At 32.8% G+C, this 23,173-nt stretch carries 16 protein-coding genes, 2 tRNA genes and 1 pseudogene; 12 read left to right on the top strand and 7 right to left on the bottom strand.

The features are described from left to right. The first annotated feature begins 6 nt into the window (after nucleotides 1-6). Entirely contained in the window at nucleotides 7-1,299 is a 1,293-nt protein-coding gene (locus FUA26_RS06925) for an NAD(P)/FAD-dependent oxidoreductase (RefSeq protein ID WP_147133495.1), read from the top strand. A 126-nt stretch (nucleotides 1,300-1,425) separates the two neighbouring features. Here FUA26_RS06925 and FUA26_RS06920 read toward each other — a convergent pair. Together FUA26_RS06920 and msrB are read right to left on the bottom strand one after the other, a co-directional pair. Next, nucleotides 1,426-1,974, bottom strand: a pseudogene (locus FUA26_RS06920) (DUF1572 family protein). 69 nt (nucleotides 1,975-2,043) lie between these two features. Then, nucleotides 2,044-2,523, bottom strand: coding sequence for a peptide-methionine (R)-S-oxide reductase MsrB (gene msrB, locus FUA26_RS06915; RefSeq protein WP_147133492.1), 480 nt, complete (start codon nucleotides 2,521-2,523; stop codon nucleotides 2,044-2,046). 159 nt (nucleotides 2,524-2,682) lie between these two features. On the opposite strand from msrB, the gene FUA26_RS06910 reads away from it, so the two are divergent. Further along, nucleotides 2,683-3,501 (top strand): M48 family metallopeptidase, encoded by an 819-nt coding sequence (locus FUA26_RS06910; RefSeq protein WP_147133489.1) that lies wholly within the window; start codon nucleotides 2,683-2,685, stop codon nucleotides 3,499-3,501. A 157-nt stretch (nucleotides 3,502-3,658) separates the two neighbouring features. After that, nucleotides 3,659-4,948 (top strand): MFS transporter, encoded by a 1,290-nt coding sequence (locus tag FUA26_RS06905; RefSeq protein WP_147133487.1) that lies wholly within the window; start codon nucleotides 3,659-3,661, stop codon nucleotides 4,946-4,948. Between the two features lie 59 nt (nucleotides 4,949-5,007). Here FUA26_RS06905 and metE read toward each other — a convergent pair whose 3' ends face one another. Further along, nucleotides 5,008-7,311, bottom strand: a complete 2,304-nt coding sequence (gene metE, locus FUA26_RS06900; RefSeq protein ID WP_147133484.1) for a 5-methyltetrahydropteroyltriglutamate--homocysteine S-methyltransferase — start codon at nucleotides 7,309-7,311, stop codon at nucleotides 5,008-5,010. A gap of 145 nt (nucleotides 7,312-7,456) precedes the next feature. Between metE and FUA26_RS06895 the strand changes: the two genes are divergently transcribed. Next, nucleotides 7,457-7,933 carry an Lrp/AsnC family transcriptional regulator gene (locus FUA26_RS06895; RefSeq protein WP_147133481.1) on the top strand — a complete coding sequence of 159 codons (477 nt, stop codon included), beginning with the start codon at nucleotides 7,457-7,459 and terminating at the stop codon, nucleotides 7,931-7,933. 63 nt (nucleotides 7,934-7,996) lie between these two features. Here FUA26_RS06895 and FUA26_RS06890 read toward each other — a convergent pair whose 3' ends face one another. Beyond that, complete coding sequence (locus FUA26_RS06890) at nucleotides 7,997-10,543, bottom strand: ATP-dependent Clp protease ATP-binding subunit (protein WP_147133479.1); 2,547 nt, start codon at nucleotides 10,541-10,543, stop codon at nucleotides 7,997-7,999. A gap of 261 nt (nucleotides 10,544-10,804) precedes the next feature. On the opposite strand from FUA26_RS06890, the gene gyrA reads away from it, so the two are divergent. After that, complete coding sequence (gyrA, locus tag FUA26_RS06885; protein ID WP_147133476.1) at nucleotides 10,805-13,363, top strand: DNA gyrase subunit A; 2,559 nt, start codon at nucleotides 10,805-10,807, stop codon at nucleotides 13,361-13,363. A gap of 18 nt (nucleotides 13,364-13,381) precedes the next feature. Beyond that, the gene (locus tag FUA26_RS06880) at nucleotides 13,382-14,638 is read left to right on the top strand and encodes a tetratricopeptide repeat protein (protein ID WP_147133473.1); all 1,257 of its coding nucleotides are present in this window, start codon (nucleotides 13,382-13,384) and stop codon (nucleotides 14,636-14,638) included. A 54-nt stretch (nucleotides 14,639-14,692) separates the two neighbouring features. Here FUA26_RS06880 and FUA26_RS06875 read toward each other — a convergent pair whose 3' ends face one another. Next, a complete protein-coding gene (locus FUA26_RS06875) occupies nucleotides 14,693-15,442 on the bottom strand; it encodes a C40 family peptidase (RefSeq protein ID WP_147133470.1) in 750 nt (249 codons plus the stop codon). 9 nt (nucleotides 15,443-15,451) lie between these two features. After that, on the bottom strand, nucleotides 15,452-16,630 hold the full coding sequence (locus FUA26_RS06870) for an acetyl-CoA C-acyltransferase (protein ID WP_147133467.1): 1,179 nt from the start codon (nucleotides 16,628-16,630) through the stop codon (nucleotides 15,452-15,454). Nucleotides 16,631-16,851: 221 nt separating this feature from the next. On the opposite strand from FUA26_RS06870, the gene FUA26_RS06865 reads away from it, so the two are divergent. From FUA26_RS06865 to FUA26_RS06850, 4 genes are all read left to right on the top strand, one after another. Next, the gene (locus FUA26_RS06865; protein ID WP_147133464.1) at nucleotides 16,852-18,900 is read left to right on the top strand and encodes an HD family phosphohydrolase; all 2,049 of its coding nucleotides are present in this window, start codon (nucleotides 16,852-16,854) and stop codon (nucleotides 18,898-18,900) included. A 101-nt stretch (nucleotides 18,901-19,001) separates the two neighbouring features. Further along, nucleotides 19,002-19,085: transfer RNA gene (locus FUA26_RS06860), tRNA-Ser, on the top strand. An 11-nt stretch (nucleotides 19,086-19,096) separates the two neighbouring features. Then, nucleotides 19,097-19,171, top strand: a tRNA-Pro gene (locus FUA26_RS06855). Nucleotides 19,172-19,330: 159 nt separating this feature from the next. After that, nucleotides 19,331-20,293 (top strand): ThuA domain-containing protein, encoded by a 963-nt coding sequence (locus FUA26_RS06850; RefSeq protein WP_147133461.1) that lies wholly within the window; start codon nucleotides 19,331-19,333, stop codon nucleotides 20,291-20,293. On the opposite strand, the gene FUA26_RS06845 is transcribed toward FUA26_RS06850, so the two are convergent. Then, entirely contained in the window at nucleotides 20,277-21,143 is an 867-nt protein-coding gene (locus FUA26_RS06845; RefSeq protein WP_147133458.1) for an AraC family transcriptional regulator, read from the bottom strand. The genes FUA26_RS06850 and FUA26_RS06845 overlap by 17 nt on opposite strands. Before the next feature lie 163 nt (nucleotides 21,144-21,306). On the opposite strand from FUA26_RS06845, the gene FUA26_RS06840 reads away from it, so the two are divergent. Together FUA26_RS06840 and FUA26_RS06835 are read left to right on the top strand one after the other, a co-directional pair. After that, on the top strand, nucleotides 21,307-22,395 hold the full coding sequence (locus tag FUA26_RS06840; RefSeq protein ID WP_147133455.1) for a mandelate racemase/muconate lactonizing enzyme family protein: 1,089 nt from the start codon (nucleotides 21,307-21,309) through the stop codon (nucleotides 22,393-22,395). Continuing rightward, nucleotides 22,396-23,157, top strand: coding sequence for an SDR family NAD(P)-dependent oxidoreductase (locus FUA26_RS06835; protein WP_147133452.1), 762 nt, complete (start codon nucleotides 22,396-22,398; stop codon nucleotides 23,155-23,157). It begins immediately after the preceding gene. Nucleotides 23,158-23,173 lie beyond the last annotated feature (16 nt).

Below are 23,173 nucleotides of genomic sequence, written 5' to 3'. Positions count from 1 at the left end.
AATTATATGAATATTCCTAGAACAAGTTATCCGCGGGTTATTATCATTGGCGGTGGTTTTGCAGGCGTAGCTTTAGCCAAAAAATTATCAAAGCAAGAAGTACAAGTTGTATTGTTAGATAAGCATAACTACCATACCTTTCAGCCGCTATTATACCAAGTATCTACTGGTGGTTTAGAGCCCGATTCTATTGCATACCCTATTAGAAAAGTTTTGCAAGATTTTCCAAATTTCTATTTTAGGTTAGCAAATGTGGAGTATATTGATACTACATGCAATACAGTAAAAACAAACATTGGTAATTTAAAATTTGATTACTTAGTGCTAGCATCAGGTTCTGCAACTAATTATTTTGGAAATTCTGAAATTGAAAAGCACAGTATGGCCATGAAAACCATACCACAATCATTAAATTTACGCAGTTTAATTCTAGAAAATTTTGAAGATGCCCTATTAACTTCAGATTTAAACGAGCGCAACGCCCTAATGAATTTTGTAATAGTAGGCGGTGGGCCAACGGGTGTTGAACTTGCTGGTGCTTTAGCCGAAATTAAAAAAGGTATTTTACCTAAAGATTACCCTGATTTAGATACCCGTTTAGCACAAATACACATCATACAATCTGGCGATAGAATTTTAAAAGGTATGAGCAACAAAGCCTCAGCAAAAGCCGAAGATTTTCTTGAAAAACTAGGTGTTAACATTTGGAAAAACGTGCGTGTAACTAAATATAATGGTAAAACCGTTACCACTAATACCGATTTAACTTTTGAAACCCAAACCCTAGTATGGGCAGCTGGCGTAAAAGGTGCAACCATAAACGGTTTAGATAGTGCAGATTTTGTAACACGCGGCAACCGTATACAAGTAAACCAATACAACCAAGTTAAAGGTTTTGAGCACATTTTTGCCATTGGAGACATTGCCTGTATGAAAACCGAAGATTTCCCAAACGGCCTACCTATGATGGCGCAACCTGCCATACAACAAGGCGAACAATTGGGCAATAATTTACTACAATTAATAGATGAAAAACCAATGAAACCCTTTGTTTATAAAGACAAAGGCTCTATGGCTACAATAGGACGAAACAAAGCTGTTGTAGACCTAAAAAAATATAAATTTCAAGGTGTATTTGCATGGTACGTGTGGATGTTTGTACACCTTTTCTTTTTAATTGGGTTTAGAAACCGTATGGTAGTATTTGTAAATTGGGTTTATAATTACATCCGTTTTGATAGAGAAGCTCGCCTTATAATAAGGCCCTTTAAAAGCATACATAGAGTAGAAGAAGAGTAACATTTTTGTAACAATTATGGCAAGTTGCCTAAGGGCAAACAGGCTTTCGGCAGTCGCTTCCCGTAACCGGGAGAGCTCCAACAAATGCCTCAATCCTTCTTGCGGGTGCTTATCAGTAAACGTATTTCATACATCATCAGTAAAATGTTGTCTAGTTTTTTTCTTACTAAATTTTTCTAAATTATACATATTAGATGCGCCCTTGGGTATAGATAAACTCTGCCAATTTTCACCTTTTATAAGTTTACCTAAAAGCACAATTTGCCCAACATGATAAGCGTAATGTGCTAATTGACGGTTAATAGCTTCAGTAACCGTATGCCCCTGATTCTAATATAAATTGTGTTCTAAATTAGTTTCATTAAGCGCTTTAACAGCATTGAATAAGCAATTCCAACCTTTATTCCATTCAGTAATTAATTCCTTTTTAGAGGTGTAAGTGTTTTCAAACTCAGTATCACGATAACGCCATTCTTTTTCACCATCTTCAGTTAAAAAATTAGTCCAACGGCTTAACATATTACCAACCATGTGCTTCACTATAACCGAAATAGGGTTTGCATCAGCAGCAAATTCATGCTGTAATTCATTAAATGTTAATTGCTCAAAGGTTTTATTGCCTAAACTTTTGTAGTATTCAAATTGTTTTATAATACTAGGTAAGTAACTTTCCATTGGTAAATAAATTCATAATTAGCAGCAACAAGTTACTAATAAATAACCAATGTTAAATTTCAAAAACACTTATTCCTTAGGTATAAATTTAAGCGCAACACCATTAATACAGTGTCTTTTTCCGGTAGTTTCTCTTGGGCCATCATTAAATACATGCCCTAAATGGCCACCGCAAGTAGCACAATGTTCTTCGGTGCGGGCGTAACCAATTTTATAATCTGTAGAAAAAGCAACATTACCTTTAATTTCTCTATCAAAACTAGGCCAACCACTACCAGAATCGTATTTGTGTTCACTTTTAAACAAAGGTGTTTCGCATGCTTTACAAACATATATACCATCTTTGTAGTTTTTGTTTAATGAACTAGAAAACGCACGTTCTGTACCTGCTTTTCTTAAAACATAATATTCTTGCTCAGTTAATTGTGTTTTCCATTCGGTATCAGTTTTTGTAATTTCAAATGTTTCCTTTTTTTGTTCTTTTTTTTGAGCAAGTCCATTACAGCTAAATAAAAAGCTAAAACAAAATATAACAAGTGCGTTCTTCATAATTTATTCTTTTTTAAAGTAAGTCGGTATCCAAAGTAATTCATAACACGTATATTAAATATAACGTTTATAAATTATTGTGACCAACAAAAAAAGTAAGTGTCTAAAAAATATAGCACAACAATTTTTGTATTTTTATAATGAAATAAAATAACTAAAATGAAACTAAAAAACGTAATAGCATTATTGGGTGTTGCAGCCATTGTTACAGCATGTGCCCACAACCCATTTACAGGAAAAAAAACATTGGCTTTGGTACCAAACTCACAGTTGTTTCCAACGGCTTTTGCACAATATGATCAGTTTTTAACAGAAAACAAGGTAATTACAGGTACAAAAGATGCCGAAATGATTAAGCGTGTTGGCCAAAAAATAGCTGTAGCCGCAGAGCGTTGGTTAAACGCCAATGGGCATCAAGGCTATTTAAATGATTATAAATGGGAATATAATTTAGTAGATGATAAAACTGTAAATGCTTGGTGTATGCCTGGAGGTAAAATTGTTTTTTACACGGGTATTTTACCAATAGCGCAAAATGAAGCAGGTGTTGCAGCAATTATGGGGCACGAGGTGGCTCATGCATTGGCAAACCATGGGCAACAACGTATGAGTGCAGGTTACTTGCAAGCAGGACTTGCTGTTGCCGGAAACATTGCCATAAAGGATGAAAAATCTAGAAATGCGTTTAACCAATATTACGGTGTTGGTTCTCAAGTTGGTGTTATGCTACCATTTAGCAGAAGCCATGAAACGGAAGCCGATAAAATTGGTATTTATTTAATGGCTATTGCTGGCTATACACCTGATGAAGCCTCATTGTTATGGGAACGTATGAAAGCTAATAGCGGCGGACAAGCACCACCTGAAATGTTAAGTACACACCCGTCTAATGATTCGCGTATAGCTAATTTAAAAGCTTTAGCGCCAAAAGCTAAGGCTGAAGCTGCAAAGTTTGGTGTTACCTCTTTTAGAAAATAGTTATTAAAATATTACACACTATATAAAACCTTTAGTACATCGGGTTTATTTTTGAAAACAATTTTTTGAGTATTCTTTAAAAGCGTCTCTAAATTGGGTTTCAATAAAAATATTTTTATACTTTAGAAGCTGCTCAATAAAGAGCAGCTTTTTTATTATGGCTACACTAAAAAAAGGAAGTAAAAAATTGCTAAATGCTTGGGCGTTTTATGATTGGGCAAACTCGGTTTATACCCTTACAATAGCTTCGTCAATATTCCCAATATTTTACTCTAGCTTATTTGAAGACAAAAACCAATTAGTAAATGCTTTTGGTTTTGAAATGAAACAAACCGTTTTAATATCTATTGTAACAGCATTTACATTTTTAGTTGTAGCATGTTTATCTCCTATTTTATCGGGTATTGCAGATTATGTTGGTAATAAAAAGAATTTTATGAAATTTTTCTGCTACATGGGTGGTTTAGGGTGTATTGGTTTATATTTTTTCAATTTAAGTTATATACACACAAGTGTACTTTTTTATTTTATGGGGTTATTGGGCTACTGGGGTAGTTTGGTGTTTTATAACTCATACCTGCCCGATATTGCTTTCCCTGAACAGCAAGATAGTATAAGTGCTAAAGGTTTTTCATGGGGCTATATTGGTAGTGTTATTTTACTTATTGTGAATTTAGCCATGGTTATGAGCCAAACAGATGGTGCTGCAAAAATGCAAATGATGAAATACTCATTTGTAACTGTAGGGCTTTGGTGGATTTTGTTTAGCCAATACACTTTTTATTATTTACCAAAAGGAAGCTCAAAAGGCCATAAAGTAACTAAGCATGTAGTTTTTAATGGTTTTAGAGAATTAAAAATAGTATGGCAGCAATTAAAAACTAATAAAAGGTTAAAACGTTACTTAAATGCTTTTTTTGTATTTAGTATGGCTGTACAAACCATAATGCTAATGGCTGTTTACTTTGGTGAAAAAGAAATAGCTTGGGCTAATAACGATGAAAAAACTCAAGGTTTAATAGTAAGTATTTTGGTTATACAATTAGTGGCTGTTGGTGGTGCTGTACTTACATCTAGAATGTCTATAAAATACGGAAACATAAAAACACTTATTGCAATAAATGTAATTTGGATGGCACTTTGCTTTTATGCATTTTTTATGAAAATGCCTGTGCAATTTTATATTGCAGCTGTAATAGTTGGCTTTGTAATGGGTGGTGTACAATCTTTAGCAAGATCTACGTATTCAAAGTTTTTGCCAGAAACTGATGATACAACATCGTATTTTAGCTTTTATGACGTTGCCGAAAAAATAGGCATAGTAATAGGTATGACAATTTTTGCAGTTGTAGATCAAATAGCAAGTATGCGTTCAGCTATTTTGTTTCTATTCGTGTTCTTTTTACTAGGTATTGTACTATTATTTAAAGTACCCGAAAAGGCTTAATTTTAAAAAAGTAAGCATTTATGTTTTGTAACATAAATGCTTTTTAAGTTTAAAAAAAATTAAGCAAGTTGCAATGCTTCTTCTCTAAGTTTTTTGGCAACAAAAACTAAGTTTTTTAGGGCGGTTTTAGTTTCGAGCCAATGGCGGGTTTTTAAGCCGCAGTCTGGGTTTACCCATATATGTTCTTTTGGTAAAACTTCTTTAGCTTTATTTAGCAGTATTTCAATTTCGGTTACCGTAGGTACTCTAGGTGAATGTATATCATACACACCAGGGCCAATTTCATTGGGGTATTTAAAATTAACAAAAGCGTCTAATAATTCCATTTCAGAGCGCGAGGTTTCAATAGTTATCACATCGGCATCCATTTTAGCAATATCTTCAATAATATCATTAAATTCAGAGTAGCACATGTGAGTATGTATTTGGGTTTCATCTTTTGCTACACTTGCCGAAATTTTAAAAGCATTTATAGCCCAATTAAGATAATGTTGCCATTCGTTTTTTCTTAAAGGTAAACCTTCTCTAATTGCAGGTTCGTCAATTTGAATAATTTTAATACCGTTCGCTTCTAAATCGGCTACTTCATCTCTAATTGCTAAAGCTATTTGATTACAGGTTGTTGCACGGGGTTGATCATTTCTAACAAAAGACCATTGTAAAATAGTTACAGGGCCTGTTAACATGCCTTTTACCGGTAATGGTGTTAAAGATTGTGCGTAAGTAGACCAAGCAACTGTTAGTGGTTCTTTTCTAGATACATCGCCAAATAAAATAGGCGGCTTAACACATCTAGAGCCATAACTTTGTACCCAACCAAAATCACTAAATACAAAACCGTTTAAACGTTCGCCAAAATATTCAACCATATCATTACGTTCAAACTCACCGTGAACTAAAACATCTAAACCAATATGTTCTTGAAAGCGTATAGATTTTTCAATTTCTTCGGCAATATTTTTATTATAATTTTCTGTTGAAAGTTGTCCTTTTTTGTGTTGTAATCGCCAATTTCTAACCTCTTTTGTTTGTGGAAAAGAACCAATAGTTGTTGTTGGAAAAAGGGGCAATTTTAAACTGTGTTTTTGTTTTGCTTGTCTAATTTTAAAAGTACTGTTTCTTTCGCTGTAAGAAGCAGATAGATTATTTACACGGTTTTTTACGTTTGAATTGTGTATAATTTTAGATTTTGATTTGTTAATATTTGCCAGTTTGTTTTCTTCAAATAAATAAACAAAATCATTATTATCAGCACTTGCTAAATGTTTTATAGCTACAACTTCTTCTAGTTTTTGTTGTGCAAAGGCAAGCCATTGTTTTATATCTGGTTGTATGTTTTTTTCTGAATTTAAATCATACGGTACGTGTAATAGAGAGCATGATGTTGCAATCCATAATTTATCAGCTGGTATTTTAGTTGTTATTTTATCAATAATTTTTAATGAATCTTCAAAATTGTTTATCCAAATATTTCTACCATCAACTAAGCCTAATGATATATGGGTTTTTGGGTTGAAATTTTCAGTATGTAAAATATCATCAATTTGAAGTGAGCAACGCACCAAATCTAAATGTAAAGTATGTACAGGTAAGTTTAAAGCTAGATTTAAATTATTGCCGTAACAATCAAAATAATTAGCTAAAAATATTTTTAAATGCGGAAATTTTTCGCTGATAGCTTTGTAGGTGTATGTAATAGCATCTTGTGCCTTTGTGGTTATATCTAAAGCTAAGCAAGGTTCATCAAATTGTATGTATTCAACTCCTAGTTTTGATAATTCATCTAAAATTTCAAAATATACGGGAAGTAAATTTTCAAGCAAGTCTAGTTTATCAAAACCAGTTTCTTTTTCTTTTCCTAAAAGTAAAAAAGTTACAGGGGCGATAATTACGGGTTTAGTTTTTACGCCATGGCTAAGCGCTTCTTTATATTCATCAATTATTTTTTTTGAGAAAAAGCTAAAGCTCTGGTTTTTTTCAAATTCAGGAACTATATAATGGTAGTTAGTATCAAACCACTTTGTCATTTCCATGGCAGTAACATCAATGTGGTCATTTTGCAATCCGCGGGCCATTGCAAAATATAAATTTAGTAAATTATTGTGGTTTATTTTTTTAAATCTCTCAGGTATGCAACCCAAAGTTAGGCAGGTATCTAAAACTTGGTCATAAAAAGAGAAATCGTTTGATGGTATGCTGTCTATACCAATTTGTTGTTGGTTTAACCAATTATCTTTTTTAATGTTTGAAGCAGTATTTATTAAGTCTGTTTCGGTAGTTTTACCCGCCCAATATTGCTCACAAGCTTTTTTAAGTTCTCTGGTTTTGCCAATTCTTGGGTAGCCTAAAATAGTAGTTTTCATGGTGTTTTAAATGGTTTTTATTACTGTTCAAAATTATATTTTTAGAATAAAAACAAATAATAACTCTGTAATATTGGGTTAAATAACTTTTTAATGTTTTTATTAAAGAATAAAATTCTTTTATTTGTTATTTAAAAGTATTTCTATGGAAAATAATTCTACACCACGACTTGACGATATTGATTTAAGACTTTTAAGATTGTTACAACACAACTCAAATTTAACCGTTAAAGAGCTTGGTGCTAAAGTAAACTTATCTGCAACCCCGGTTTTTGAACGTGTTAAGAAATTAGAAAAAAACGGATTTATAAAAAAGTACGCTGCTATTTTAAACGCAGAGAAATTAAATAAAGGCTTAGTTGTATTTTGTAATGTTACTTTAAAAGAACATACACGCACCATAGGGCGCCAATTTGTTAAAGATATAATGGCGCTAAAAGAAGTTGTAGAGTGTTATAATATTTCTGGTGATTATGATTTTTTATTAAAAATTATGGTGTATGATATGAAGGAGTATCAAAATTTTGTTTTAGACCACCTAGGCAGCATAAAAAATATAGGTAGTGCACATAGTACCTTTGTAATGGGTGAGATAAAGCATGATTATGCTGTGCCAATTTAATAGAATAAAAAAAGAGCTAACTTAAATAGTTAGCTCTTTTTGTGTGAGTTATTTTATTTATGTTTATGACTCTGCAGATTCTTCAGCTTTTTCAACTGAAATTTTTAATTCATTAGAATCACTATCTAAATCAATAGTTATTTTATCACCTTCTTGTACATTGGTTGATACAATTTCTTCAGCTAAAGCATCTTCAATGTATTTTTGAATAGCACGTTTTAAAGGTCTTGCTCCGTATTGTTTATCAAAACCTTTTTCGGCAATATAATCTTTAGCTTCATTAGTTAATTGTAAAATGTAACCAAGATTTTTAATTCTAGCTAAAAGTTTTTCTAACTCAATATCTATAATCTTGTTGATGTCTTCTTTTTCAAGCGGGTTGAAAACAATAACATCATCAATTCTATTTAAAAACTCTGGTGCAAATGATTTTTTCAAAGCATTTTCAATAACGCTTCTGGCATTGGCATCTTCTTGTGCTTTTTGTGCCGATGTACCAAAACCAACACCTGTACCAAAATCTTTAAGTCTTCTGGCTCCAATGTTTGATGTCATTATGATAATGGTATTTCTAAAATCAATTTTTCTACCTAAACTATCAGTTAAATAACCGTCATCAAGCACTTGTAAAAGCATGTTAAATACGTCAGGGTGTGCTTTTTCAATTTCATCTAATAGAATAACAGCGTATGGTTTACGGCGTACTTTTTCAGTTAACTGTCCGCCTTCTTCATAACCAACATATCCTGGAGGTGCACCAATTAATCTTGAAATGGCAAATTTTTCCATGTATTCACTCATATCAATTCTAACAAGGGCATCTTCACTATCAAATAATTCTTTTGAAAGTATTTTAGCTAATTGCGTTTTACCAACACCAGTTTGCCCTAAGAAAATGAACGAACCAATTGGTTTGTTAGGGTCTTTTAAACCAGCACGGTTACGCTGTATAGCTTTAACAACTTTGCTTACCGCTTCATCTTGACCAATTACTTTACCTTTAATTAAGTTTGGTAACTCTGCCAATTTATTAATTTCGGTTTGAGCAATGCGGTTTACAGGAACACCTGTCATCATAGAAATAACATCAGCTACATTATCTTCAGTTACAATTTCTCTATGTTGTTTGGTGTCTTCTTCCCATTTTTCTTGGGCTATGGCTAATTCTTTTTCTAAGCGTTTTTCATCATCTCTAAGTTTAGCAGCCTCTTCATATTTTTGCTTTCTTACAACTGCATTTTTGGTTTCTTTAATGTCTTCCAGTTGTTTTTCAAGTTCAATAATTTGTTTAGGCACATCAATATTTGTGATATGTACACGCGAGCCTGCTTCATCTAAAGCATCAATAGCTTTGTCTGGTAAAAAGCGCTCAGTCATGTATCTGTTAGTTAATTTCACACAAGCTTCAATAGCTTCGGGTGTGTAATCAACGTTATGATGGTCTTCATATTTAGCCTTAATATTGTTTAAAATTTCAATAGTTTCTTCAACACTTGTTGGCTCAACAATTACTTTTTGGAAACGACGCTCTAAAGCGCCATCTTTTTCAATATATTGTCTGTATTCATCTAACGTTGTGGCACCAATACATTGAATTTCACCACGGGCTAAAGCTGGCTTAAACATGTTTGAAGCATCTAAACTACCGGTAGCGCCACCTGCACCAACAATGGTGTGGATTTCATCAATAAAAAGGATGACATCATCATTCTTTTCAAGCTCATTCATTACGGCTTTCATACGTTCTTCAAACTGTCCGCGGTATTTAGTACCGGCAACTAAGCTGGCTAAATCTAGCGTTACAACACGTTTGTTAAACAGTATTCTAGAAACTTTACGCTTTACAATTCTAAGCGCTAAACCTTCGGCAATGGCACTTTTACCAACACCTGGTTCACCTATTAAAAGTGGGTTGTTTTTCTTTCGTCTGCTTAAAATTTGAGACACACGTTGTATTTCTTTTTCGCGTCCAACAACGGGATCTAGTTTGCCTTCTTCGGCTAGAGCAGTTAAATCGCGCCCAAAATTATCTAAAACGGGTGTTTTAGATTTTTTATTGGTTTTGCTAGATGGTGTATTAAAAATATCTTTTGAAGCATCATCTTCAGGGGTTGAGCTATCATCTTGAAAAGATTCAGCTTTCGGTTCTATATAATCATTATCGTTTGTAATCATAAATTTAAATTGTTCTTTAACATTATCATAGTCAACTTTCAGCTTATTTAAAAGCTTGGTAGTGGGGTCATTTTCGTTTCTTAAAATACACAATAATAAATGTGCTGTATTTATAGAGGTACTTTGAAACAATTTGGCTTCTAAAAACGTTGTTTTTAAGGCGCGTTCAGCCTGTCTTGTTAGATGCAAGTTCTTTTTTTGGTTAGTAGCAATACTAATATTTGGATTTGCCGGACTTAAAATTTCAACTTTACGTCTCAAATGGTTTAAGTCTATATCTAAAGCGTTTAAAATACTAATAGCTTTACCGTTGCCATCTCGCAAAAGGCCTAGCATTAAATGCTCAGTGCCAATAAAATCATGACCTAAGCGCAATGCTTCTTCTTTGCTGTAAGCAATTACATCTTTTACTCTTGGTGAAAAATTATCATCCATAATTAAATTCCTTTCTGCATTAAAAATACTAATTATAGTTAGTAAAGGCAAAAACTATACCTTAAATTATAAGTAGAATGCTAATTGACAAAAAAATCTTTAGAAAATCAAAATTTTCAAACTTTTACTTATTAACTAAAAAAGGGTGTGAAATTGTTAATAAATAGTGTTAAAAAACTAACATTAATCACTTATTAGCACTTTTGAAATACTTATATTAGCATGTTTTGAAAAACTCATAAAAATATTAATAGATTATTTATGGCAGAAGGAGAGAAATTGATTCCTATTAACATTGAAGATGAAATGAAATCGGCTTACATTGATTATTCAATGTCAGTCATTGTGTCACGTGCTTTACCTGATGTAAGAGATGGTTTAAAGCCAGTTCACAGGCGTGTACTATATGGTATGCATGAGCTTGGAGTAAAAGCAAATAGTGCACATAAAAAATCTGCAAGAATAGTAGGAGAAGTTTTAGGTAAATATCACCCACACGGTGATACATCAGTGTATGATACTATGGTGCGTATGGCACAAGAGTGGAGCTTACGCTATTTATTAGTTGATGGCCAAGGAAACTTTGGTTCTATAGATGGCGATAGTCCTGCAGCAATGCGTTATACAGAGGCGCGTATGCAAAAAATATCTGAAGACATGTTGGCAGATATTGAAAAAGAAACTGTAGATCATAAATTAAATTTTGACGATACATTACAAGAACCAACCGTTTTACCAACAAGAATACCAAACCTATTAGTTAATGGTGCTTCTGGTATTGCAGTTGGTATGGCAACAAATATGCCACCACACAACTTAACAGAAGTTGTTAATGGTACAATAGCTTACATTGAAAATAACGATATTGAAGTTGATGAACTTATTCAACATATAAAAGCACCTGATTTTCCAACAGGTGGTACTATTTATGGATATGATGGCGTAAAAGAAGCTTTCCATACCGGTAGAGGCCGTATTGTAATGCGTGGTAAAGCTAATATTGAAGAGGTAAATGGGCGTGAGTGTATTGTTGTTAACGAAATACCTTATCAAGTTAATAAGGCAGACATGATTAAAAAAACTGCCGACCTTGTTAATGATAAAAAGTTAGAAGGTATTGCAACTATTAGAGACGAATCTGATAGAAAAGGTATGCGTATTGTATACGTATTAAAGCGTGATGCCATACCAAATATTGTACTTAATAAATTATATAAGTACACAGCTTTACAATCATCATTCAGTGTAAATAACATTGCACTAGTAAACGGGCGCCCACAATTATTAAACTTAAAAGACTTAATACATTATTTTGTTGAACACAGGCACGAAGTTGTTGTAAGAAGAACACAATATGAATTAAGAAAAGCCGAAGAACGCGCACATATTTTAGAAGGTTTAATAATAGCTTCAGATAATATAGATGAAGTTATAGCTTTAATTAGAGCATCATCAAACGCCGAAGAAGCTAGAGAAAAGCTTATGGAGCGCTTTAAACTTACCGAAATACAAGCCAAAGCAATTGTAGAAATGCGTTTGCGCCAGCTTACCGGTTTAGAGCAAGATAAATTACGTGCGGAGTATGATGAGTTATTAAAAACTATTGAAGATTTAAAAGATATCCTTGATAAAAAAGAACGCAGAATGGATATCATTAAAGAAGAGCTTGAAGTTGTAAGAGAAAAATATGGCGATGAGCGCAGATCTACAATAGAATATGCAGGAGGCGATTTGAGTATTGAAGATATGATACCAAATGAAAAAGTGGTTATTACCATTTCGCATGCTGGTTATATTAAACGTACATCGTTAACTGAATACAAAACACAAAATAGAGGTGGTGTAGGCCAAAAAGCATCAACCACCAGAAATGAAGATTTTCTTGAACATCTATTTGTTGGCACAAACCACCAATACATGTTATTCTTTACACAAAAAGGAAAATGTTTCTGGATGCGTGTTTATGAAATTCCTGAAGGAAGTAAAACATCCAAAGGGCGTGCTATTCAAAACCTAATAAATATTGAACAAGATGATAAAGTAAAAGCTTTCATTTGTACTCAAGATTTAAAAGATGAAGCATACATAAACAGCCACTACGTAATAATGGCAACCAAAAACGGGCAAGTTAAAAAAACTGCTTTAGAGCAGTATTCGCGCCCAAGAACAAACGGTATCAATGCCATTACAATTAAAGAAGAAGATGAACTTTTAGAAGCTAAACTTACCACAGGTGATAGCCAAGTAATGTTAGCACTAAAATCTGGTAAAGCCATTAGGTTTGAAGAAGCTAAAACCAGACCAATGGGTAGAAGTGCATCAGGCGTAAGAGGTATTACACTTGCACATGATAAAGACGAGGTAATAGGTATGGTTACCATAAACAACCCTCAAGAAGAAACTGTTTTAGTGGTTTCTGAAAACGGATACGGAAAACGTACATTTATTGATGATCCAGAAGATGGTGAAGCTGTTTACAGAATAACAAACCGTGGCGGAAAAGGGGTTAAAACAATTTCTGTTACAGATAAAACAGGTAGTTTAGTTGCTATTAAAACAGTAACAGATAATGATGATTTAATGATTATTAATAAATCTGGAATTGCCATTAGATTAGAAATTGCAAATTTAAGAACCATGGGTAGAGCCACCCAAGGTGTTAAATTAATAAACCTTAAAGGTAACGACTCTATTGCTGCGGTAGCCAAAGTAATGCATGATGAAGATGATGTAGAAAACGCTGAAGGTGCTGAAAATAATGATGTTACCAACGATGGCACAACTATTGATAATACTAATAACGATAACACTGATAATTAATAAATAATATTTTTAAAAATGAAGAAACAAACTCTTGTAGCTTTATCTTTAGCAATTTGCAGCTTTTCATTTGCTCAAAAAAAAGAATTAAAAGCAGCAGAAAAAGCTATTAAAAGTAACAATTTTGCAGAAGCTAAAACCGCAATTAATCAAGCAGAATCTTTAATGTCTGCAATGGACGATAAGTCTAAAGACAAATTTTATTTCTTAAAAGGACAAGCCCTATACTCTAACGGCGCGGGTAATTTAGCCGATTTTGATGCTGCTTTAGAAAGTTTCGGTAACGTAAAATCTGCTTACCCAGCTGAAATTGCTAAATTAAAACAAGATATTACAAACGCTTTACTTCAAAAAGGTAATGGTTTTTATGAAAAGAACGATTATTCTTCAGCGTCAAAGTATTTTGAAAGAGCATATAACGTAACCAAAAAAGATACTGCTTATTTATATTACGCTGCGGCTACAGCAGTTAATGTAAAAGAGTATGACAGAGCTTTAAGTTTATATGAGCAATTAAGAGATTTAGGTTACACAGGTATTGGTACACAATACTATGCTGTTAACAAAACCACACAAGAAGAGGAAGTTTTTCAAAGTAAAGAATTACGTGATTTATCTGTAAAATCAGCTAAAACACACATTAAACCTTTTGAAAAAACTACAGAATCTAAAAAGCCTGAAATAGTAAAAAATATTGCATTAATTTATGTAAGTAATGGTGATAATGAAAAAGCATTACAAGCAATGAAAGATGCAAGAGCTGAAAGTCCTGATGATATTAATTTATTACTATCTGAAGCTAATGTGCATTTTAAAATGGGTAATACAGAGGAGTTTAAAAAGCTTTTAGAGCAAGCAACTCAAATGGACCCTGATAACGCTGAGTTACAATATAATTTAGGTGTTATTGCTTCAGAATCTGGCGATAATGATGCCGCTAAATCTTATTATGAAAAAGCAATAGAGTTAGATCCTTCTTATAGTAATGCTTACATTAACTTATCTGCTTTAATTTTAGGTAAAGAAGAAGGTATTATTAAAGAAATGAATGGTTTAGGAAGTTCTGCAGCTGATGATAAACGTTATGATGAGTTAAGAGAAGAAAGACAAAACTTATATAGAGAAGCTGTTCCTTACTTAACTAAAGCTTTGGAAATGGATGGTGATAACATTAATGCAGCAAAAACTTTAATGAATATTTATAGTATTTTAGGGGAAACTGCAAAGCAAAAAGAAATGAAAGAAATTGTAGATTCTATTGAATCTGGAAACTAATATCAGTTTCTTTTAAAACAAAAAAAAGGCTGCTTTTAAAGCAGCCTTTTTTTATTAAATAATTTTTTTAATGACCCGTAATTTATGTGTGTGTGTGCGTTTATCAACATTATAAATACCTGAATGATCAAGTCTGTCAATTCTTACTTTTCCGTGGGCATGAATAATATAATTATCTTTCATAATTATGCCTACATGTGTTATTATACCTTCATTATTATCAAAAAAAGCTAAATCACCAGGTTCACTTTCTTCAATAAAACTTAGGGCTTCTCCTTGTGTTGCTTGTTGTGAAGCATCTCTTAATAATTTATATCCGTTTAGTTTGTAAACCATTTGAGTAAAACCAGAACAATCTATACCAAAAGGTGTTTTTCCGCCCCATAAATACGGAGCATTTAGGTATGAAAAAGCAGTTGTAATAATGTTTTCTTTGGCTATTTGGCCTTGTGTTGTGTTGCCATCATACGTATGATTTAGTAACTGTAAACCACTTAAACATGAACCTAACAATATAGGGTGTAGTTGGTTGTTGGTATCTTGAATAAATTCTACTAAATCTAACGATAGTTTTAGAGGACTATCTTGTAATTGTTTGTAGTTTTCTTCTAAAATTTCAATGTACTGTTTGTTGTCAATCCAACCTTCATAAGCATCAAAATCTAATCGTATTTTACTCCAATATTTTCGTTGTTCTAATACTTTAAAAAAATCGCCATACAATACTTGGGTAACAAGTTCACTGGTGTCGGCAGGCTCATTTCTTAAAGGAACAACGCTTAAACTACAAATTCCGTACTGCATTAAACTGTATTAATTTCTTTCTAAAACAATAGCAGAAGCACCGCCACCACCATTACAAATTGCAGCAGCCCCTAATTTTGCGTTATTTTGTTCTAAAACATTTAATAATGTAACTATAATTCTGGCACCAGAACAACCTAATGGATGCCCTAAAGAAACCGCGCCTCCGTTTACATTTACATTGGTATCATTTAAGCCCAAAATTTTCATATTTGCAAGCCCAACAACAGAAAAGGCCTCGTTAAACTCAAAAAACTCAATATCTTCAATTTTAACACCCGCTTTATTTAAAGCTTTTGGAAGCGCTTTTGCTGGTGCTGTTGTAAACCATTCAGGTTCATGAGCAGCATCGGCATAACTTTTTATGGTTGCTAAAGGTTTTAAACCAAGTTCTAAAGCTTTTTCTTTACTCATTAAAACCAGTGCAGCTGCACCATCATTTATGGTAGAAGCATTAGCAGCGGTTACAGTACCATCTTTTGTAAAGGCAGGGCGTAAGTTTGGTATTTTTTCTATTTTAACGTTTGAATATTCTTCGTCTTTTGAAACAACAATGGCATCACCACGACGTTGAGGAACTTCAACAGGAACTACTTCATTGTTAAATTTACCAGCATTCCAAGCAGCGGCAGATCTTTGGTATGATTGTATTGCAAATGCATCTTGATCTTCTCTTGAAAAATTATATTCGGTAGCGCAAGCATCAGCACATACACCCATTGCATTTTGGTCATAAGCATCAACTAATCCATCTTTTTGCATACCATCAATTAATGATGTTGGACCAAATTTAGTACCCGTACGAGCATACAAATAGTGTGGTATTAAGCTCATATTTTCCATACCTCCGGCAACAATAATATTGGCATCACCAAGCGCAATTGCTTGTGCAGCCTGCATAACAGTTTTCATGCCAGAAGCACAAACTTTGTTAACAGTAGTACAAGGTACTGTGTTAGGTATGCCAGCATAAATAGCAGCTTGTCTTGCTGGAGCTTGCCCTGTGCCTGCTTGTACAACGTTACCCATAATAACTTCTTCAACCATTTCTGGTTTTAAGTTAATTTTATTTAAAGCGCCTTGAATGGCAATAGCTCCTAATTTAGGGGCAGGAATTGTAGATAGTGCACCTAAAAAACTTCCAATTGGAGTTCTAGCTGCTGAAACAATTACGACTTCTTTACCCATTTTTTAAATATTTGAAATAATTGCAACGAAAATAATCAATTTTTAATAGATTTTGGTACGATTCCATTATTATAAAAATCTAAAAACACAATAATTTACTACATTTGAAACTGATATTATTTTTTTAAGTGATAACTAATAGGTTACAAATGCCGCTTGTTTTTAATCTTGAGTTTTTGTTTAAAAATTTCAAACATAATTTAATTATTATTACTTCTTAAATGAAAGACTTTATAAATAAACTATACAAAAATCACTCATTAATTTATAAAAGTCTTCTATTTGTATCTACCACAATTTTAATAGTATACCTGTTTCCTAAAAGTGGAAAATTTAAATACGATTTTGAAAAAGGAAAACCTTGGCAATTTGAAAATTTATTAGCACCTTTTGATTTTGCAATAAAGAAAACAGATGATGAAATTAACACCGAAAAACAGCTTATAACAAGCAATGTAGCATTATATTTTAATGTAGATAATACTGTTGAGCCACGTGTAAATAAAGCGTTTAGTAATGCTTTTAAAATAGCGTTTAAAGACTCTATTAACCCCAATACTTTAGCGCAATTACGAAAGGTTGGTACAAATGTTTTAAACAAATTATATGCTTTTGGTGTTTTAAATGAAAATTATGATTTTGATGACAATAGAGCTGTTACTATTTTAGATAATAGAACAAAAAAACACGATGCTTTTTATTCAAACTTAATTGAGCAAAATCAAGTATCGGGTATTATTGATGAAGCGTTAAAAAATGCTTCTTTAACGTTATATAAACCTCAAATAACATCATTGTTTTTTGATATTGTTTCGCCTAATTTAACATATAATAAATCTTTAACAGATAAGGCTATTGAGGAGGCTTTAAGTAAAATGTCTTACACAAGAGGTAGTGTTGAAAAAGGCACTTTAATTGTTTCAAAAGGTGAAGTTGTTGAAGGAGATAAATATCAGAAGTTAAAATCATTACAATCTGAATACGAATCGCAAGTTTGGAGTGATGCCAGTTACAATTGGGTGTTATTTGCTTATGCATTATTAGTATCATTGGTAATGCTTATGCTACTTCTTTTTTTAAGAAAGTATCGTAATAAAGTTTATGAAAACAATACCAAAGTAACCTTTATTTTCTTTAATGTAGCCTTACTTATTTTTATAACCACTATGGTAGTAAATTATAATGCAAAGTTTATATATGTTGTACCAATTTGCGTTTTGCCATTAATATTAAAAGCTTTTTTTGATGCTAGGTTAGGGCTTTTTACACACGTATTAACCGTATTGCTTTTAGGTTTTATAGTACCCAATAGCTATGAGTACATGTTTTTACAAATAATAACGGGTATTGTAACTATTTTAACTGTGTCTGAGCTTTATAAACGTGCTAATTTGTTTATATCAGTAGGGCAAATAACATTAATTTATATTATTGCTTATTTTGCATTTATTGTAATTCACGAAGGTAGTGTAGATTCAATACAATGGGAAACCTTTATTTGGTTTATATTATGTGGTTTGGCAACACTTTTTGTACAGCCTTTAATTTATGCCTACGAAAAACTATTTGGTTTAGTGTCTGATGTTTCATTATTAGAATTATCTGATACTAATTCAAAACTATTAAAAGAACTATCAAATAAAGCACCAGGAACATTCCATCATTCATTAAATGTAGCAAATTTAGCAGAAGCATCAGCTAATGAAATTGGTGCAAATGCTATGTTAGTGCGTGTTGGAGCTTTGTATCATGATATTGGTAAAATGAAAAGTCCTACGTATTTTACTGAAAATCAATCTACCGGAATAAATCCGCATGACGAGCTTTCGGCTAAAGAAAGTGCTAAAATAATTGTAAACCATGTAATTGATGGTATTGAAATTGCTAGAAAATACAAACTACCAGATAGAGTAATAGATTTTATACGTACACATCACGGTACTAGCGTAGTATATTATTTTTATATGAAGGAAAAAGAAGATTTTGAAATGGTAGATAAAAAAGATTTTAGTTACCCAGGGCCAAAGCCATTTAGTAAAGAAACGGCTATTTTAATGATGTGTGATAGTATTGAAGCAGCATCAAAAAGCTTAAAAGAACCAACATCAACAAAAATTGATGCATTTGTTGAAAATATTATAAACAAGCAGGTAGAAGAGGGGCAATATTTAAATGCTAACATAACTTTTAAAGAAATTCAATCTATAAAAAAAGTGCTAAAACAAAAGCTAGCAAACATTTACCATTTAAGAATAGAATATCCTGAATAATTTTTTTGAAAAAAATGAAAAAATAGTTGCGTGCTTGTTAAGTAAAAGTTACATTTGCAACCGCAATTTTAAATTGCAAACGTTCATAAATGAATTTAATAGGAGAGGTGCCAGAGTGGTAATGGAGCAGATTGCTAATCTGTCAACGCGTAAGTGTTGCCCGGGTTCGAATCCCGGTCTCTCCGCTTTTATGTTTCGGGGTGTAGCGTAGCCCGGTCATCGCGCCTGCTTTGGGAGCAGGAGGTCGCAGGTTCGAATCCTGCCACCCCGACAAATTAAAGCCTGATAATTTTTATTGTCAGGCTTTTTTTATTATAAAATACTTTAAAGTTGTACACTACAAACTCATTTGTTGTACATTTCTAACCAAAAGGATATCTGTTTACAAAAACTTAAATTAATTTAGCAGCATAAAACTTAAACTAAACAAATGAAATTTAAACGTCTTTTTTTACTAATTTTATTAGTAACTATAAGCACAGCTTGTAATGCTGTTCATAAGAAAAAAATTAAAGTTTTAATTATTGACGGGCAAAATAACCACGCTGTATGGCCAAAATCTACAATCATGATGCGTCAGTATTTAGAAGAAACAGGGTTGTTTAAAGTAGATATTGAAAGAACAAAGTTTTTATGGAAAAGTACTAGAGAAGCAAAGTACTTACCATTAGCAAATGCAGGTGAAGGTGTTGAAACTGAAAAGGCGAAAACAGACCCTGATTTTATTCCAAACTTTTCAAAATATGATGTAGTTATTTCAAATTTTGGCTGGCGTACAGCTCCATGGCCAGAAGAAACTAAAAAGGCTTTTGAAAGTTATTTAAAAAATGGCGGCGGATTTGTAACCGTACACGCTGCCGATAATTGTTTTCCAGAATGGAAAGAATATAACAAAGCCATTGGTATTGGCGGTTGGGATAGAAATAAAAAGCATGGTCCTTATTTATATGTAAATGAAGTAGGTAAAGTTGTTAAAGATACTGTTTCTGATGGTTACGGTGGTGCTCACGGTAAAGCTGAAGAGTTTTTAGTAAGCATGTATAATACAAAACACCCAATAACTAAAGGCATACCTAAAACTTGGATGCATGCTTTTGATGAGTGTTACGCGCTTTTAAGAGGTCCTGCGGAAAATGTAACCATTTTAGGTACTGCTGTAAGTTCAAAATCTAACAGAGCAGAGCCTATGTTAATGACTATTAACTATCATAAAGGGCGTGTGTTTCATACCACGTTGGGGCATGATACCAAAGCCTTTGAATGTGTAGGTTTTATAACAACCTTATTACGTGGGACAGAGTGGGCAGCTACAGGTAAAGTAACTATTGGTATTCCTGAAGATTTTCCAACTGCTAATAAAGTTTCTACTAGAGCATTTAACTTGAAACAATAGGAATACGCCTATATGCTTTTCTGTATTTTGAGGGAGACATACCCACGTGTTTTTGAAACTGTCTATGAAAAAAAGTGAGGTTGTTATACCCCGTTTCATAACCAATTTCAGAAACCGATAAATCAGTATCAATAAGCATTTTACTGGCAATACTTACTTTATATTCGTTCAAAAAAGAAAAAAATGATGTGTTAAAGGTTTTTTTAAAAAACCTACAAAAAGTATCGTTACTCATGGCAACTTCGTTAGCAATATCATTTAAGGTTATTTTGTCTAAGTGGTGTTCTTTTAAGTATGTGTAAATAGTGTTAATACGTTCACTTTCGGTTGATGATAAACTTTCTGAAAAACTAGATCCTGCTAATAAATTAAAAGCATTTGTAGTGGCTAGTTTTTGTAAAATTTGTAAAAATATAATTAACCGCTCAAATGATTGTGCTTCTACTAACTGTAAAAGGTGTTCTTTTATAGCTTTAGCAAATTCAATATTAAATTTTATACCACGTTGAGAGCGCTTTAATAACTCGTGTATATGCTGAATTTCTTCTTTATCTAACCAATTTTGTAGTAAGCTTTCATCCCATTGAATAATAATGCAAGTAACAGGTTCTGTTTGTTCTCCAATAGTTTTCCAGCAATGAGGTAAGTTAGCGCCAACCATTACTAAATCATCATTTTCAAAAGTATCCATGCTGTTGCCAACATAACGTATACCTGTACTTTTTATAATATATGTTAATTCGTATTCTTTATGAAAATGCCATGCAGCAGGAAACTCATTATCTTCAAATAAAGTAACTCTAAAAGAGCTTCCAGGTGAATTTCGTATGTCATGATATTTAGCTTTCATTTATTAAAAAGTATATGTTTTTGGGAGTGTTAAATCTTACATTTTATGTATTAAACCAAAATAGTGTATAAAAATAGCGTTATTGTGGAAAACAAACAAAACCATTATACATAAATTTGTAAATACCAATAACTAATCAATTTAAATTTTAAAGGAAAAAAGCATGTCCAAAGACATTAAAATTAGAGAAGCCAAAATATATAAAGCAGCAACAACTTTAAAAAAACCAATATCTGACGCCACTCATACGCTAACAGAAATTTCATTTTTAGTACTCAGAATTCAGCTAGAAAATGGCGTGGTTGGAGAGTCGTACTTATTATCATTTCAATATTCCCCAAATGCAATTGTAGGCGCGCTAAAAGATGCTATACCACATATAATAGGCCATAAAACCAATGACATGGGCGTGGTTTATGATAAATTAGACCATTTAGGAGAGTATTTTGGAAACCAAGGCATTAACCGTTGGGCACAAGCAGCTGTAAATATTGCAATGTGGGATGCTTGGGGAAAAACTCTAAACCAGCCAATTCATGAAATTTTAGGTGTTTGTAAAGAAAAAGTGTCTATTTATGGCAGTGGCGGATGGATATCTTATACTATCGATGAACTAATAGAAGAAGTTACCGATTATGCTAGCAGAGGTTTTAAAGCGGTTAAAATAAAAGTAGGGTCGCCAAAAGTAAGCACCGATGTGGAGCGTTTACGACTAGTTCGTGAAGCTGTTGGTGATAAGGTAGATATTATGATGGATGCTAACCAAGGCATGGATTTACCATCTGCTATGAAATTATCTCGTCAAGCAAAAGAATTAAATATAAATTGGTTTGAAGAACCTGTTAATCACCAGAATTTCCAGGCTTTTGAAATATTAAAAAATCAAGCCGGAATCTCATTAGCTATGGGAGAGCGTGAATATGATACCTTACCTCTAAGAGAATTAGCATGCAGAAATGCATTAGATATTTGGCAACCAGATATTTTAAGAATTGGTGGTGTTGAAAAATGGCGTGAAAGTGCCGCATTAGCGCAAAGCTTCAATTTACCTGTATTACCACACTATTATAAAGATTATGATGTACCATTATTGTGTACTATTTCAAATGGTGTAGGCGCAGAATCGTTTGATTGGGTAGACCCGTTAATTGATAATCCTATGGTATTGCAAGATGGATATGCAAAACCACACAATTTACCAGGTTGGGGCTTTAATTTTATTGATGATAAATTAACCGAAATTAAGTTTTAAATGAGTTTAGAGGTTTTTTCTTTAAAAAATAAATTGGCTTTAGTAACAGGTGGTGGTACTGGCATTGGTTTAGGTATTGCAAAAGCCTTTGCTGAAGCGGGTGCTAAAGTTGTTATAACAGGGAGAAGAGAACCTGTTTTAAAAGAAGCCGTAAATGAATTAGGAACTAATGCTTTTTACAGAGTAAATGATATTACTAATAGAGCTTCTATTCCCGCTTTAGTTGATGATATTGAAACTAATATTGGTGGTATTGATATTTTAGTAAACAATGCCGGAATTCATCATAAAGCATGGGCACAAGATACAACAGATGAAGATTTTGAACGCGTTATACAAACAAACTTAATTAGCGTATTTGCACTAACTAGAGAATGTGCTAAAAAAATGATAGAACGTAAAAGCGGATCTATAATCATGATTGGTTCTATGGCTGGTTTGTTTGGTATAGATAGGGTTATTGCCTACAGTGCATCAAAAACAGCTTTAACAGGTTTAGTTAATAGCTTAACAACGGAATTTGCTAAAGATAATGTACGCGTAAATGCTATTGCTCCCGGATGGATAACATCTAACATGTTTTTAAATGCAGTTAACAAAGATCAAGCACGTAAACAGCAAATAACCAATAGAATTGCCATGGATCATTTTGGAACCACAGAAGATATTGGTAACGCAGCTGTATTTTTAAGTTCAGAAGGCGCTAAGTATATCACAGGTGTTATTTTACCAGTAGATGGTGGCGCAACTGTGAATTTCTAACGCACTTAACTAAGAG

The organism is Seonamhaeicola algicola (assembly GCF_007997385.1).
In the GTDB taxonomy this organism is placed as follows: Bacteria; Bacteroidota; Bacteroidia; order Flavobacteriales; family Flavobacteriaceae; genus Seonamhaeicola; species Seonamhaeicola algicola.
The sequence above is the reverse complement of the archived record's forward strand: the minus strand, read 5'-3'. Positions and strand labels throughout refer to the sequence as shown.

What these genes read in the sequence shown, in the direction of transcription:
- FUA26_RS06835 (WP_147133452.1), top strand. Translation starts at nt 22,396, where the DNA reads ATGAGTTTAGAGGTTTTTTCTTTAAAAAATAAATTGGCTTTAGTAACA.
- FUA26_RS06865 (WP_147133464.1), top strand. Translation starts at nt 16,852, where the DNA reads ATGAAAGACTTTATAAATAAACTATACAAAAATCACTCATTAATTTAT.
- gyrA (WP_147133476.1), top strand. Translation starts at nt 10,805, where the DNA reads ATGGCAGAAGGAGAGAAATTGATTCCTATTAACATTGAAGATGAAATG.
- msrB (WP_147133492.1), bottom strand. Translation starts at nt 2,523, where the DNA reads ATGAAGAACGCACTTGTTATATTTTGTTTTAGCTTTTTATTTAGCTGT.
- FUA26_RS06850 (WP_147133461.1), top strand. Translation starts at nt 19,331, where the DNA reads ATGAAATTTAAACGTCTTTTTTTACTAATTTTATTAGTAACTATAAGC.
- metE (WP_147133484.1), bottom strand. Translation starts at nt 7,311, where the DNA reads ATGAAAACTACTATTTTAGGCTACCCAAGAATTGGCAAAACCAGAGAA.
- FUA26_RS06840 (WP_147133455.1), top strand. Translation starts at nt 21,307, where the DNA reads ATGTCCAAAGACATTAAAATTAGAGAAGCCAAAATATATAAAGCAGCA.
- FUA26_RS06880 (WP_147133473.1), top strand. Translation starts at nt 13,382, where the DNA reads ATGAAGAAACAAACTCTTGTAGCTTTATCTTTAGCAATTTGCAGCTTT.
- FUA26_RS06910 (WP_147133489.1), top strand. Translation starts at nt 2,683, where the DNA reads ATGAAACTAAAAAACGTAATAGCATTATTGGGTGTTGCAGCCATTGTT.
- FUA26_RS06875 (WP_147133470.1), bottom strand. Translation starts at nt 15,442, where the DNA reads ATGCAGTACGGAATTTGTAGTTTAAGCGTTGTTCCTTTAAGAAATGAG.
- FUA26_RS06890 (WP_147133479.1), bottom strand. Translation starts at nt 10,543, where the DNA reads ATGGATGATAATTTTTCACCAAGAGTAAAAGATGTAATTGCTTACAGC.
- FUA26_RS06895 (WP_147133481.1), top strand. Translation starts at nt 7,457, where the DNA reads ATGGAAAATAATTCTACACCACGACTTGACGATATTGATTTAAGACTT.
- FUA26_RS06845 (WP_147133458.1), bottom strand. Translation starts at nt 21,143, where the DNA reads ATGAAAGCTAAATATCATGACATACGAAATTCACCTGGAAGCTCTTTT.
- FUA26_RS06905 (WP_147133487.1), top strand. Translation starts at nt 3,659, where the DNA reads ATGGCTACACTAAAAAAAGGAAGTAAAAAATTGCTAAATGCTTGGGCG.
- FUA26_RS06870 (WP_147133467.1), bottom strand. Translation starts at nt 16,630, where the DNA reads ATGGGTAAAGAAGTCGTAATTGTTTCAGCAGCTAGAACTCCAATTGGA.
- FUA26_RS06925 (WP_147133495.1), top strand. Translation starts at nt 7, where the DNA reads ATGAATATTCCTAGAACAAGTTATCCGCGGGTTATTATCATTGGCGGT.